The organism is Arthrobacter zhaoguopingii, assembly GCF_009828605.1.
Taxonomy (GTDB): Bacteria; Actinomycetota; Actinomycetes; order Actinomycetales; family Micrococcaceae; genus Arthrobacter_D; species Arthrobacter_D zhaoguopingii.
In genome coordinates, this window is record NZ_WIAE01000007.1 from 136,708 (window position 1) to 149,027 (window position 12,320).

Genomic DNA, 12,320 nt, shown 5'->3' on the forward strand with positions numbered 1-12,320 from the left:
CGAAGGCGGCCCCATGCACAGCTTCACCCCCGACGACGTCCCCGACCTCACCGGCCGCCGCGCCATCGTCACCGGGGCCAACAGCGGCATCGGCCTCCGGGCCGCCGTGTCCCTGGCCCGGAAGGGCGCCCACGTGGTGCTCGGCTGCCGCGACGCGGGGCGGGGGCAGGAAGCCGAGCACCACGTGCGCTCCCTCAGCGGCAATTCGGCGGTGGAGATGCGCCTGCTCGATCTGGCCAGCCTCGCCTCCATCCGGCAGTTCGCCGCCGACTGGGAGCACCCGTTGGACCTGCTGATCAACAACGCGGGGGTTATGGCGCCACCGCGCAGGGTTCTCACCGAGGACGGCTTCGAGTCGCAGTTCGGAATCAACCACCTTGGCCACTTCGCCCTCACCGGGCTCCTCCTCGGGCAGCTGCGGGCGGCCGGCGGTTCCCGCGTCGTCACCGTCTCAAGCCTCGCCCACAAACGCGGGCGCCTGAACTTCGGGGACCTCCAGTCTGCCCGGGCATACCGGCCCTGGGCCGCCTATGGCCAGAGCAAGGCGGCCAACCTCTACTTCACCATCGAACTCGACCGGCGCGCACGGGCGGCGGGGTGGCAGCTCACGGCAGCGGCGGCGCACCCGGGCCTCGCCCGCACCAACCTGGTGCGGAACCGCCAGGCGGGACCGGTGCTCGACCTGCTCGGCGGATTCCTCGGCGTGCTGAGCCAGTCCGATGGGGCCGGTGCGCTTCCGGTGCTCTATGCGGCCACCGGCCCCGACGTTGAGGGCGGGGACTACTACGGGCCGGACGGCCCCGGAGAGACCCGCGGAAACGTCCGCCTCGTGGCGCCCTCCCCGCGCGTCCTCGATCGCGAAGCCGCCGCACGGCTCTGGGATCGCAGTGTCGAACTGACCGGCGTCGACTACCGGGCCTTGATGCCGCGCAGCTGAAACCCGGGCGCACGGCACCCAGCGGGCCGGGCTCCCGGCAGCCGGCACGCGGGAACCGGGGCAGCGGCGATCCCAGGCAGGTATGAGCAGGCAGCAGCGGCCTAGAGCCGTGCGGCGTGCGGGGCCCGCACCCGGCCAACGGCCTCGACGACCGCCGCGGCGGCCGCCTCCAGGTCCGCCGCCGTCACTTCCGAGGTCCAGGAGAGCCGCAGCGCCGTGGTGGCGGTATCGGCGTCGAGACCCATTGCGAGGAGGACGGCGGAGGGCTCATCCGACCCTGCGGCACAGGCGGAGCCGGACGATGCCACCACGCCGAGGCGCTCCAGTTCAAGCAGGACCGATTCGCCGCTGAGGCCGGGAAAGCAGAAGGACGCGAGGTTCGGCAGCCTCCGCCCCGGATGCCCGGTCAGGACGGCGCCCGGCACCCCGGCCAGGACGTGGGCGGTGAGCCGGTCCCGCAGCGCGGTGGAGACCTCCGCGGCAGCGGCCCAGCCCCGCCGGGCGGCCGTCAGCGCCGTCGCCGCGCCGACGGCGCCGGCCACATTCTCCGTCCCTGAGCGGCGCCCCCGCTCCTGGCCGCCGCCGTGGATCACCGGCTCCACCTGCACCCTGCGGCGGAGGTACAGCACCCCGGAACCCTTCGGTGCCCCGAGCTTGTGGCCCGAGATGCTCAGCGCGTCGACACCCAGCGCCTGGACGTCGAGGGGAAGCCACGCCGCGGCCTGGACGGCATCGGTGTGGAAGTACACCCCCCGGCTCCGACAGATTCCGGCGAGTCCGGCGATGTCCTGCACGGTGCCGACCTCGTTGTTGGCATACATCACGCTGCACAGCGTCGTCTCCGCGGTCAGCGCTGCCGCGAGCCCCTCAGGGTCGACCTTCCCTGCGCCGTCCACCGGCAGGACAGTGCTCCGGAAGCCGTGGAACCGCTCAAGGTACGACAGCGGTTCGCGGACCGCGGCGTGCTCGAGCGCGCTCGTGACGATGTGCCGTCCGCGCGGTGCCGCGAGGGCTATCCCCTTCAGCGCAAGGTTGTTCGCCTCGGTGCCGCCCGAGGTGAAGACCACCTCCGCCGGCCGGCAGTTCAGTTCCGCAGCGACGGCCTCCCGCGCGGAAGCGAGGGCGGCCGCGGCGGCCTCCCCGACCGCGTGGTGGCTCGAGGGATTGCCGAAACCGCCCGTCAGCAGCGGCCACATCGCCTCAAGCACCTCCCGCCGCACCGGCGTCGTGGCGGCGGCGTCGAGGTAGATCATGACCGCAGCTCCGCCGGGGGCCGCCCAGCCGCCGCCGCTCCCGCCCCCGCACCGGCGTATCCGGAGACGGCGGGCCGGAAGTCGAGGCCGAGGTCGAGGCTGCGGACGCTGTGGGTCAGGGCCCCGGAGGAGATCAGGTCGACGCCGGTCGCGGCGATGGCGGCAACGGTCTCAAGCGTGACGTTGCCGCTGGCCTCGACGAGGGCGCGGCCCCCGACCCGGCGGACGCCCTCGGCGAGTTCGGCCAGGGAGAAGTTGTCGAGCAGAATCGTGTCGACCCCTGCGGCGAGCACCGGTTCGATCTGGTCGAGCCGGTCGACCTCCACTTCGAAATGCACGGTGTGCGGGAGCCGTGCCCTTGCCTCCGCGAGGGCGGCGGTAAGTGCCTCGGGGCCGTCCGCGGACAGCAGGGCCAGGTGGTTGTCCTTCACCAGCACCGCGTCCGAGAGGCTGAACCGGTGGTTGAACCCGCCGCCGCAGCGCACCGCGTACTTCTCCAGCGCCCTCAGGCCGGGGGTGGTCTTGCGGGTGTCGACAATGCGTGCGCCGGTTCCGCGGACCGCCTCGACATACCGGGCCGTGAGGGTGGCGATGCCGCTGAGCCGCTGGGCCAGGTTGAGCGCGGTGCGCTCGGCGGCAAGGATCCCCGCGGCGGGACCGGAAAGGGTTGCGAGCACGGCGCCCGGGGCGAAGGCGTCGCCGTCGTTCAGCTGCGGCTCCACGGTGATGCGCGGGTCGGTCAGGCGCATCGCGGACTCGATGACGTGCGCCCCGCAGAAGATCCCTGCCTCCCGGGCCGTGACGGCGCCGGTGGCCAGGACCGACGGCGCGATGAGGCCCTGACAGGTGATGTCGCCCCAGGGTGAGTCCTCGGCGAGCGCGGCTAGAATCACCGCGTCGAAGACCGCGGCGGACGGGGCGGAGGCGGCTGCCGGTGGGGTCATTGCGGGAATCCTTCCTGGGGGGTGGAAGCGCGGACGTACGCCGTGCTCTTAGGAATTGATCGCGGATCGGTCAGCGGGAAATCCGACCGGTGGTGGGCACCCCGGCTTTCCCTGCGGGCGGTGGCGGCATGCACCAGCAGCCGCGCACACAGCAGGAGGTTGGCGGTTTCGAGTTCCTCGGCGGTGCTGCCGGCGGGCGCATAGGCGGCCAGCTGCTTGGCGGCCAGTTCGAGCCCGGCCGCGTCCCGGACGACCCCGGCCTGCCGGGTCATCAGGCGCTGCAGCTGGGCCCGGTCGAAGGGTTCTCCGGCGTCCGGGGCTTCAAGGGCGAGGGGGTCGGCCGGGAACGCTGGCCACGGGGCCTCCGGCGCGGCCAGGGCTTCGGCCGTACGCTCCGCGAAGACGAGTCCCTCGAGCAGGGAGTTCGAGGCGAGCCGGTTGGCGCCGTGCACCCCGGTGCAGGCGGCCTCCCCCACCGCGTACAGGCCGGGGAGCGAGGTCCGGCCCGAGGTGTCGGTGCGGATCCCGCCCATCCAGTAGTGCGCGGCGGGCACCACCGGGACCGGTTCGCGCGCCCAGTTCAGGCCGTGGCGCGCCGTCAGGGACGTCAATGAGGGGAACCGGCGGGCGAGGAACGGACCGCCCAGGGCGGTCGCGTCGAGGTACACACACCTTTCACCCCGCACGGCGAGGTGCTGCGCGATGCTGCGGGAGACGACGTCGCGCGGTGCCAGTTCACCGTCCGGATGGTAGGCGGGGAGGAAGCGGGTGCCGGAGGCGTCGCGGAGGACCGCGCCCTCCCCCCGCACCGCCTCGGAGATGAGCGGGCTGCCGGGGACATCGAGCGCTGTGGGATGGAACTGGAAGAACTCGGCGTCGGCCACCACCGCCCCGGCCCGCCAGGCCAGGGCCACGCCGTCGCCGGTGGCCACCGCCGGGTTGGTGGTGTGCTCATAGAGCCTGCCGGCCCCGCCGGTGGCGAGCACGACGGTGTCGGCCGCGATCTCCCGTTCACCAGCATCCCCGCCGGCGGAGGGACCTCCAGGGCGGATGCGCACGCCCGAGACGCGGGGTTCGCCGGGCGGACCCGCCTGCAGCAGGTCCGTGACGAAGGTGGATTCAAGGATCCGGACGGAGGGGTCGGCGCGCACCGCGCCGATCAGCGCGCCCGCCAGCGCACGGCCGGTCGCGTCGCCGCCGGCGTGGAGGATCCGGGCCGCGCTGTGCGCCGCCTCCCGGCCGCTGGACAGCGCTCCTCCGGCGCTGTCGAAGCGGAACCCGAGGGACTCAAGCCAACTCACCTGGCCCTCTGCCCCGGCGCATAGCAGCCCGACCGCGTCCGGGGCGGCGAGCCCCGCGCCGGCGGCCAGGGTGTCGGCCGCGTGGGCGGCCACGCTGTCCGGACCGCCTGCCCGGGCGCCGGTCCCGGACGGGTGCTGTCCGGGGGCACCGGACAGCACCGCCGCCATGCCGCCCTGGGCGTACCAGGTGTTGCTCTCCTCGAGGGCGGCCTTCGTGATCAGGGTCAGCTGCGCGCCCGGCAGGGAACGGCGGATCCGGAGCACGGCTGCCAGCCCTGCTACACCGCCGCCCACGACGACCACCCGGTGCGGGGCGGCCGGGTAGTCAGCCGGGGCCGGGGTCATGGCCGGACCGCGAGCATACGCTGCAGGGCGGTGCGGGCGGGTACTGCGGTCGCGGCCGGCACGGTGATCCGGTTGCGCACCTCGCCCTCGAGCAGGCCCTCGAGCACCCAGGCGAGGTACCCGGGGTGGATGCGGTACATCGTGGAGCACGGGCAGATGACGGGATCGAGGCAGAAAATCGTGTGTTCAGGATGTTCTGCGGCCAGGCGGTTCACGAGGTTGACTTCGGTGCCGACGGCGAACGTGGTGCCCGGAGCACCGGCGGCGATCGCCTTGCGGATGTAGTCGGTCGACCCGGCCTCGTCGGCGGCATCGACGACGGCCATCGGGCACTCGGGGTGGACGATCACGCGCACCCCCGGGTGCTCGGCCCGGGCCTTCTCGATCTGGGCGACCGTGAAGCGCTTGTGGACGGAGCAGAAGCCGTTCCACAGGATGACGCGCGAGTCGAGGAGCTCCTGCTCCGCGAGGCCGCCAAGGTCCTTGCGCGGGTTCCACAGCGGCATCCGCTCCAGCGGGACACCCATCGCCTTGGCGGTGTTGCGGCCCAGATGCTGGTCGGGGAAGAAGAGCACCCGCTGCGCCCGCTCGAAGGCCCACTCCAGCACCGCGGCGGCATTGGAGGAGGTGCAGACGATTCCGCCGTTCTCACCGCAGAACCCCTTGAGCGCCGCCGAGGAGTTCATATAGGTGACCGGGAGCACCGGGACCCTGCCCTCGGCGTCGGGTTCCGTGCCGTACACCTCGGCGAGCTGCTCCCAGCAGTCGGTCACCGAGTCGATGTCGGCCATATCCGCCATCGAGCAGCCGGCGGCGAGGTTGGGCAGGATCACCGCCTGGTCCGGCCGGGAGAGCAGGTCTGCGGTCTCGGCCATGAAGTGCACGCCGCAGAAGACGATCGCCTCGGCCTCGCTGCGCTGGGTTGCCGCGCGGGCGAGCTGGAAGCTGTCCCCGACGAAGTCGGCGTGTCGGATGACCTCGTCGCGCTGGTAGAAGTGCCCGAGGATGACCACCCGGCTGCCCAGGGCGTGCCGCGCCGCGGTGATGCGCCGGTCCAGTTCGTCGTCGCCGGCCCTCCGGTATTCCTCGGGCAGTTCGCCCTGGCGGGGGGTCGCGGCGGGCGCGGGGTCGGCCATCGAGGCGCCCGGTCCATAGGTGGGCACGGGGGTGTCGAAGGCCCACGGGCCCTCGGCGAGCGCGGGTGAACAGGTGCCGCCGGCGGCCGGGGCGGCCTGTGCTTCGGCCCGGGTGATGAGCTGGACCGCGGTGTTGACAGAGGTCATGGGGTTCTCCTGGGGAAGCCGGGATCGGGTGAGGCGGCGCCGGTGTAGCGGTAGAGGCGGGGCGGACGGTGCCTGCCGCCCTGCTGGAACGTGTCGGTTGGAACGATGTCGGGGGTGGCCCGGAGGTGGCGGCGGAAGTTGGCCGGGTCGAGCTCCCGGCCAAGGACCGCCTCGTAGACCCCGCGCACCTGGGCGAGGGTGAAGGACTCACCGAGGAAGGAGAAGGCGATCGGCCCGTATTCCATCTTGTTGCGCAGCCGCCAGAGGGCGTATTCGACGATCGTGTTGTGGTCGAAGGCGAGGTCCGGCAGGGCGTCGGCCGGGAACCACTTCACGTTTTCCGATTCGCGCGCGAGGTCCGCCTCCCCCGGCTGCACGAGGGCCCAGTAGACGATGGAGACAAGCCGCTGGGTGGCGGCGCGGTCGAGCCCGCCGAAGGCGTAGAGCTGTTCGAGGTATCGGGGGGCGAGGCCCGTGGTTTCGTTCAGGTTCCGCGCCGCGGCGTCCTGGAGGGACTCCCGGCCCGACAGCGGCCCCCCGGGCAGTGCCCACTTGCCCAGGTGCGGCTCGCGGATCCGCCGTACCAGTGGCATCCAGAGCGCCTGCCGGGCGCCGTCGGAGCGGAGGGCGAAGATCACCGTGGAGATCGCCAGTGCCGGGGGGAGCTGGCTGCGTTCGGTCACGTTCGCCGAGCTGAAGTCCATGCCTGCACCGCCCTCCAAGTTCAGTCCGCCGCGGCAGCCCGGGTTAAAGTCACTATGACTATAACAGGCTTCCGGGTCCTGCGGCAGGGCCCCCGAAGGCCGCGGCCCGCATCAGCGGCAGGGTCCGCGCCTCGAAGTGGGTGTTGAGGACGATGACGCTCGAGGAGCGGATGACGGTCCGGGTGGCGATGATCGCGTCGATCACGCGCTGCAGATCGGCGTTGGAACGGGCTGTGACCCGTGCCAGCAGGTCGCTCTCCCCCGACACGGTGTGCAGTTCCTGAATTTCGGGGATCTCCGCGAGCGCCTCGGCCACCGCGTCGTGACCCGAATCCTGATGGATGATCAGCGAGCAGAAGGCCGTCACGCCGTACCCCATGGACCCCGGGTCGATGCGGGGGCCCCAGCCGCTGATCACCCCGCTGCGCTGCATCCGTTCAAGCCGCGCCGACACCGTTGCCCGCGCGACCCCTAGGACGCGCGATGCCTCGAGCACCGAGATCCGGGGGTTGTCGGCGAATAGGTCAGCGATGCGGACGTCGAGCCGGTCAATCTCCATGGGTTGCCTTCCTCCCGGACACACCGTGCCCTGCCGCGGCGGCGCCCTGACCACCCGGGCCGAGACTGTCCGGGCCGGGGCCGGCTAAGGGCGGACGCCTGTTTGTACAGACGATAACGGCTGAACGGAGCAGTCTGTACAGCCGGTTGCGCCCAGGCACCGTTAACTGCGGCAAACTGCGGAGGATCGACGCGGCAGATTGCGCAGGAGCTCGGGTACGGATACCGTCGCCCAAGACCCTCTACACAAGGACGCACCATGGAATCTCCGACACCTGCGGATCCGAGCGAGCTCGAGGAGCTCTACCGGCTCCTCGCCGCCGTCCGGCAGCTCGATACCGCCGCGGTCCGCTGGCAGCGCCAGGGCATCATCCCCGGCTACGCCCCCCTGCTCGGGCAGGAGGCGGCCCAGGTGGGCAGCGGCTACGCCGTTGACCCCAGGCGGGATTTTCTATTCCCGACCTACCGGGAACTCGGCGTTGCACGGGCCGTGGGCGTGGACATGGTCGAATACATGGCCACCCACAAGGCCACCTGGCATGGCGGGCTCTATAACCCCGCCGCCACCCACTTCGCCCCCATCCAGGCCGTGGTCGGCGGATCGGTGCTCCACGCCGTGGGCTGGGCGCACGGCCAGAAGCTGGCCGGGCCCGGCGAGGACGGCTACAACGTCGCCCTGACCTACTTCGGCGACGGCGCCAGCTCCCAGGGCGATGTCCATGAGGCGATGAACTTCGCGGCCGTGATGAAGTCACCCGTCATTTTCTTCGTGCAGAACAACGGCTGGGCCATCTCCGTGCCCACCGAGCGCCAGGTGGCGGGCGGGTCGGTCGCCGCCCGGGCCGCCGGGTACGGCATGCCGTCGCTGAGCGTGGAGGGCAACGACGTCACGGCGGTGCTTGAGGCCACCCGGCAGGCCCTCGCGCACTGCCGGGACGGCGGCGGCCCGATCCTCATCGAAGCCCGGACCTACCGGCTGGGGCCGCACTCTACGAGCGATGACCCCGGACGCTACCGCAGCCTGGATGAGGAGCAGGCGGCCCGCCGCTCCGATCCGCTGGCCGCCTGCGAGGCCCTGCTGCGCACACGCTTCGGCACGCCCGACCCCTTCTTCGCCGCGGCCCTCGCCGCGGGCGAGGCCGAGGCCGATGCCGTCCGGCAGGGCCTTGAGGGCCTTGCTCCCCGCCCGGGAAGCGAGATGTTCGACTTCGTCTTCCAGGAGCCGACCCCCGCACTGAAAGCCCAGGCCGCCGCCTGGAGGACGGAATCCGAGCATGTCTGAGACCCTGTCGAGCCCCCTGTCCCCCGCCGCCGGCGGCGACGGGCCGGCCGCACCCGCGCCGCTGACGCTCTCGATGCAGGGGGCCCTGAACCGTGCGCTCGGGGAGGTACTTGAGGACAACCCCAAGGCCCTCATCTTCGGCGAGGACGTCGGCCGCCTGGGCGGGGTCTTCCGCATCACCGACGGGCTGCAGGCCCGCTTCGGCGCCGAGCGCGTCTTCGACACCCCGCTCGCCGAATCCGGCATCCTGGGCATGTCCGTCGGCCTGGCGATGGCGGGCTTCCACCCCATCCCCGAGGTGCAGTTCGACGGCTTCGCGTATCCGGCCGTGAACCAGATCGTCTCCCAGGTCGGGCGCATGAACTACCGCAGCCGCGGGGCCCTGCCCATGCCGATCACCCTGCGGGTGCCCAGCTTCGGCGGGATCCGCGCACCCGAACTCCACGGCGAGAGCCTCGAGAGCCTCTTCGTCCACGTGCCGGGCCTGAAGGTCGTCTCCCCCGCGGACCCGCACCAGGCCTACCACCTGCTCCGCCTCGCCGGGTCGATGCCCGATCCGGTGATCTTCATGGAACCCAAGGCGCGCTACTGGCAGAAGGGCATCGTCGATCCCGCGGACGCCGGTGCACTTGAGGGTGCACAGATTGCCCGGCCCGGCCGTCACCTGACCCTGATCGCCTGGGGCGCCATGGTCGCCCGCTGCCTGCAGGTCGCCGAACTGGCGGCCGAGGACGGCATCGAGGTGGAGGTGCTCGACCTGCGCTGGCTCAGCCCGATCGACGCCGACGGCCTCGCAGAATCCGTCTCGCGCACCCGCCGCGCCGTCGTCGTCCACGAGGCGCCGCGCAGCAGCGGGCTCGGCGCGGAAATCGCCGCCCTCGTGACCGAAAGGTGCTTCAATACCCTCAAGGCGCCGGTGGAACGGGTGACGGGATTCGACGTCCCCTATCCGTCGGGCGACCTTGAGGACGAGTACATTCCCAACATTGACCGGATCCTGTTCGGAATCCAACGCGTATTGGAGCACCGCCGTGGCTGAACTCTCATTCCCCCTGCCCGACCTCGGCGAGGGCCTCATCGAGGCCACCATCCTCGAGTGGCTCGTCGCCGAGGGCGACCAGGTCGAGCGGAACCAGCCCCTCGTCGAGGTCGAAACCACCAAGTCCGCCGTCGAGCTGCCCTCCCCGCAGGCCGGTACAGTCGTGAAGGTCCACGGCGATGCGGGCGCGGTGATCGCCGTCGGCGATCCGCTGATCGTCTTTGAGGTGCCGGACGACACGGCCGGCATCGTGGGCACGGTGCCCGCCGAGAAGGCCCCGGCCCGGCGGGTGCGGCTCAGCGCCGTGCTCGACGACGACTAGGCACCGGCCCGCGGAGCGGGATTTCAACGGCAGGAAAGGACAAGGCATGGGAAGGCACCGCGACCACCTGGTGGAGGGATCGGATCCGCAGCTGAGCGTGGCGCTGCATCCGCCCGCCTCCGACGCCGGGCTGCGCCCGGTGCTGCTCCTTCACGGCTTCGCCTCCTCGACGAAGCTCAACTGGACCGACACCGGCTGGATCCGCTTCCTCAACGAGGCCGGTCGGGCCGTTCTCACCGTCGACCTGCCCGGACACGGCGCCAGCGCCGCACCGGAGGCGCGCGACTCCTACTCCCCCAGCCGCATCCGCGCCGATGTCCTGCAGGTCCTTCAGGACCATCACGTGGTGCCCCTGCGCGAGGGCGTGCCGGCCAGCGGCGTCGACATCATCGGCTACTCCCTCGGCTCCCGGCTGGCGTGGGAATTCGGCGCCACCCAGCCCGAACTGGTCCACCGCATGGTGCTGGGCGGCCCCGGCAGCGGTGACCCGCTTGCCGAATTCGACCTCGCCGCGGCGCAGGAGCTCCTCGCCGAAGGCACCCCGATCCAGGATGCCCGGACCGCCGAGCTGATGCGGATGGCCAGGCTCGTGCCGACCAACGACGTATTCGCACTGCTGACCATGGTGGAGGCGGTGAAGGACGAGCCGTTCATCCCCTCCGAGGCCGTGCCCCGGATGCCGCTGCTGCTGGTCGCCGGCGAGAACGATGACCTCGCCGCGACGGCGCAGGAACTGGCGGATCTGGCCCCGCAGGCGGAGCTCCTGAAGCTGCCCGCCCGGACCCACGCCAACGCGGTGACCTCTCGCGCCTTCAAGTCCGCCGCCGTGGCGTTCCTGTCCGCCTGAACCCGCCCCCGCACAGGCCGCCGCCCGCTGCGGGTGGCTGACGCAGCGGATAAACTTTAGGTAAAGGGACCTGCGCCGCAGGGCAAAAGACCGTAGCGGCAGGATACAATCGAGCCAAGTGCTCAGTAGACTTACCTTTTCTGCGCGCCCCACCCTGACCTTTCCAGCCACCAATTTCCCGGGAGAACACCCATGGATGTGCTCCTTGCCGAGCGGTACCAGACCACCGACCTGCTCGGCGTGGGCGGCGCCGCCTCCGTCTATAGGGCGGTCGACCGCAACCTGCAGCGCGATGTCGCGGTGAAAGTCTTCCAGCCCACCACCGCCGATGACGACGACTACCGCCGGCAGCACACCGAGACGCTCCTGCTCTCCACCCTGAACCACCCCGGGCTGGTGACCCTCCACGATGCGGGGCTGCACCAGGATGAGGACGGACGCACCACCGGCTTTTTGGTGATGGAACTCGTTGACGGCGAGGACCTGCGCAAGCTGCTGAAGAAGGGTCCCCTCGCCCCCGCCGCCGTCGCTCAGGTCGGAGCCGACCTCGCCGACGCCCTCGCCTACATCCACTCCCACGGGGTGGTGCACCGCGATGTGAAGCCGGCGAACATCCTGATGTTCCACTCCGGCGACAACGACACCCGGCTCTACCCCAAGCTCACCGATTTCGGCATCGCGCGCATGGTGGATTCCACCATGGCCACCGCCGTCGGGGCCACCATCGGCACGGCCAACTACCTCAGCCCGGAGCAAGCGCAGTCGGGCAACATCGACGAGCGCAGCGACATCTACTCCCTCGGCCTGGTCCTGCTCGAGTGCCTCACCGGCGACAAGGCCTTCCCCGGGCCCGTCGTGGAGGCGGCCCTGGCCCGCCTGCTCCGTGATCCCGAGATCCCGGAATGGCTGGGCGCCGACTGGGCGAGCCTGCTCACCAGCATGACCGCCCGGAACCCGCAGGACCGTCCGGACGCCCACGAGGTTGCCCTGCTCCTGCGGGTCCATTCCGACGAGGGCGCGGGCTTCTCGGGGATCGGGACACCCCAGGCGGCCGCAGGCTCCGCCCCCGCCGACGACGGCGACGGGGTCTCGACCGGCGGAATCACCACCGGGAACATCCACATCCCCGACCCGCCCTCGCACGCCCCGAGCCTCGGATAGTCCGGGGCAGCGCTAGCCCGGGGCAGCGCTAGCCCGGGCAGCGCTAGTCCGGATCAGCGCTGCTCCAGGGCAGCGCTCAGCGGGGTTCGCCGCCCTCGACGTCATCCTCTTCGGGCTCGAAGTTTGAGGGCTCATCGAGCGTCGTGGCGCCGATTCCCTCCTGGTTGTCGGGGATGGTGCCCTCGGGACCCTCCCCTGTGTCCTGCCCGTTGGTGCCTTGCCCGCTGGTGTCCTGCTTCTTGCCGTTCGGCGTCTCGGTCATTTCATCCTCCGGCGTAGGTGTTTGTTCCTTCGATCCTAGGAGCCCGGGGGGCAACGCAAAAGACCGGAGGGCCAGGTTGGTT

The 12,320-nt window shown here is 71.4% G+C and carries 13 protein-coding genes; 6 read left to right on the forward strand and 7 right to left on the reverse strand.

Annotation, left to right across the window (positions count from 1 at the left end; all coding sequences use genetic code 11):
* The first annotated feature begins 13 nt into the window (after positions 1 to 13).
* Positions 14 to 937: an oxidoreductase gene (locus tag GVV77_RS11405; protein WP_159618424.1), complete on the forward strand. Its 924-nt coding sequence runs from the start codon at positions 14 to 16 to the stop codon at positions 935 to 937.
* 101 nt (positions 938 to 1,038) lie between these two features.
* Here the strand turns inward: GVV77_RS11405 and GVV77_RS11410 are convergent, their stop codons facing one another.
* The 6 genes from GVV77_RS11410 to GVV77_RS11435 are packed head-to-tail and all read right to left on the reverse strand — an operon-like array spanning position 1,039 to position 7,326.
* Positions 1,039 to 2,190, reverse strand: a complete 1,152-nt coding sequence (locus GVV77_RS11410; RefSeq protein WP_159618426.1) for a cysteine desulfurase family protein — start codon at positions 2,188 to 2,190, stop codon at positions 1,039 to 1,041.
* Positions 2,187 to 3,134 (reverse strand): carboxylating nicotinate-nucleotide diphosphorylase, encoded by a 948-nt coding sequence (gene nadC / locus GVV77_RS11415; protein WP_159618428.1) that lies wholly within the window; start codon positions 3,132 to 3,134, stop codon positions 2,187 to 2,189. The genes GVV77_RS11410 and nadC overlap by 4 nt, the downstream gene beginning before the upstream one ends.
* Positions 3,131 to 4,780, reverse strand: a complete 1,650-nt coding sequence (gene nadB / locus GVV77_RS11420) for an L-aspartate oxidase (RefSeq protein WP_159618430.1) — start codon at positions 4,778 to 4,780, stop codon at positions 3,131 to 3,133. The genes nadC and nadB overlap by 4 nt, the downstream gene beginning before the upstream one ends.
* Positions 4,777 to 6,063 (reverse strand): quinolinate synthase NadA, encoded by a 1,287-nt coding sequence (gene nadA, locus GVV77_RS11425; protein ID WP_159618432.1) that lies wholly within the window; start codon positions 6,061 to 6,063, stop codon positions 4,777 to 4,779. The genes nadB and nadA overlap by 4 nt, the downstream gene beginning before the upstream one ends.
* Positions 6,060 to 6,767, reverse strand: coding sequence for an NUDIX hydrolase (locus GVV77_RS11430; protein WP_159618434.1), 708 nt, complete (start codon positions 6,765 to 6,767; stop codon positions 6,060 to 6,062). Before GVV77_RS11430 ends, nadA begins: the two co-directional genes overlap by 4 nt.
* A gap of 58 nt (positions 6,768 to 6,825) precedes the next feature.
* The gene (locus GVV77_RS11435; protein ID WP_159618436.1) at positions 6,826 to 7,326 is read right to left on the reverse strand and encodes an Lrp/AsnC family transcriptional regulator; all 501 of its coding nucleotides are present in this window, start codon (positions 7,324 to 7,326) and stop codon (positions 6,826 to 6,828) included.
* Positions 7,327 to 7,584: 258 nt separating this feature from the next.
* On the opposite strand from GVV77_RS11435, the gene GVV77_RS11440 reads away from it, so the two are divergent.
* From GVV77_RS11440 to GVV77_RS11460, 5 genes are all read left to right on the forward strand, one after another.
* Positions 7,585 to 8,607, forward strand: coding sequence for a thiamine pyrophosphate-dependent enzyme (locus GVV77_RS11440; protein WP_159618438.1), 1,023 nt, complete (start codon positions 7,585 to 7,587; stop codon positions 8,605 to 8,607).
* Positions 8,600 to 9,646 (forward strand): alpha-ketoacid dehydrogenase subunit beta, encoded by a 1,047-nt coding sequence (locus tag GVV77_RS11445; RefSeq protein ID WP_159618440.1) that lies wholly within the window; start codon positions 8,600 to 8,602, stop codon positions 9,644 to 9,646. The genes GVV77_RS11440 and GVV77_RS11445 overlap by 8 nt, the downstream gene beginning before the upstream one ends.
* On the forward strand, positions 9,639 to 9,968 hold the full coding sequence (locus GVV77_RS11450) for a biotin/lipoyl-containing protein (protein ID WP_159618442.1): 330 nt from the start codon (positions 9,639 to 9,641) through the stop codon (positions 9,966 to 9,968). Before GVV77_RS11445 ends, GVV77_RS11450 begins: the two co-directional genes overlap by 8 nt.
* 46 nt (positions 9,969 to 10,014) lie before the next feature.
* Positions 10,015 to 10,815, forward strand: coding sequence for an alpha/beta fold hydrolase (locus GVV77_RS11455; protein WP_159618444.1), 801 nt, complete (start codon positions 10,015 to 10,017; stop codon positions 10,813 to 10,815).
* A gap of 192 nt (positions 10,816 to 11,007) precedes the next feature.
* On the forward strand, positions 11,008 to 11,976 hold the full coding sequence (locus GVV77_RS11460) for a serine/threonine-protein kinase (RefSeq protein ID WP_159618446.1): 969 nt from the start codon (positions 11,008 to 11,010) through the stop codon (positions 11,974 to 11,976).
* Positions 11,977 to 12,052: 76 nt separating this feature from the next.
* Here GVV77_RS11460 and GVV77_RS11465 read toward each other — a convergent pair whose 3' ends face one another.
* A complete protein-coding gene (locus tag GVV77_RS11465) occupies positions 12,053 to 12,238 on the reverse strand; it encodes a hypothetical protein (protein WP_159618448.1) in 186 nt (61 codons plus the stop codon).
* Positions 12,239 to 12,320: the final 82 nt, after the last annotated feature.

Coding starts and splice junctions, on each gene's coding strand:
- nadA (WP_159618432.1), bottom strand. CDS start 6,063: ATGACCTCTGTCAACACCGCGGTCCAGCTCATCACCCGGGCCGAAGCA.
- GVV77_RS11405 (WP_159618424.1), top strand. CDS start 14: ATGCACAGCTTCACCCCCGACGACGTCCCCGACCTCACCGGCCGCCGC.
- GVV77_RS11465 (WP_159618448.1), bottom strand. CDS start 12,238: ATGACCGAGACGCCGAACGGCAAGAAGCAGGACACCAGCGGGCAAGGC.
- GVV77_RS11410 (WP_159618426.1), bottom strand. CDS start 2,190: ATGATCTACCTCGACGCCGCCGCCACGACGCCGGTGCGGCGGGAGGTG.
- GVV77_RS11460 (WP_159618446.1), top strand. CDS start 11,008: ATGGATGTGCTCCTTGCCGAGCGGTACCAGACCACCGACCTGCTCGGC.
- GVV77_RS11435 (WP_159618436.1), bottom strand. CDS start 7,326: ATGGAGATTGACCGGCTCGACGTCCGCATCGCTGACCTATTCGCCGAC.
- GVV77_RS11455 (WP_159618444.1), top strand. CDS start 10,015: ATGGGAAGGCACCGCGACCACCTGGTGGAGGGATCGGATCCGCAGCTG.
- GVV77_RS11440 (WP_159618438.1), top strand. CDS start 7,585: ATGGAATCTCCGACACCTGCGGATCCGAGCGAGCTCGAGGAGCTCTAC.
- nadC (WP_159618428.1), bottom strand. CDS start 3,134: ATGACCCCACCGGCAGCCGCCTCCGCCCCGTCCGCCGCGGTCTTCGAC.
- nadB (WP_159618430.1), bottom strand. CDS start 4,780: ATGACCCCGGCCCCGGCTGACTACCCGGCCGCCCCGCACCGGGTGGTC.
- GVV77_RS11430 (WP_159618434.1), bottom strand. CDS start 6,767: ATGGACTTCAGCTCGGCGAACGTGACCGAACGCAGCCAGCTCCCCCCG.
- GVV77_RS11445 (WP_159618440.1), top strand. CDS start 8,600: ATGTCTGAGACCCTGTCGAGCCCCCTGTCCCCCGCCGCCGGCGGCGAC.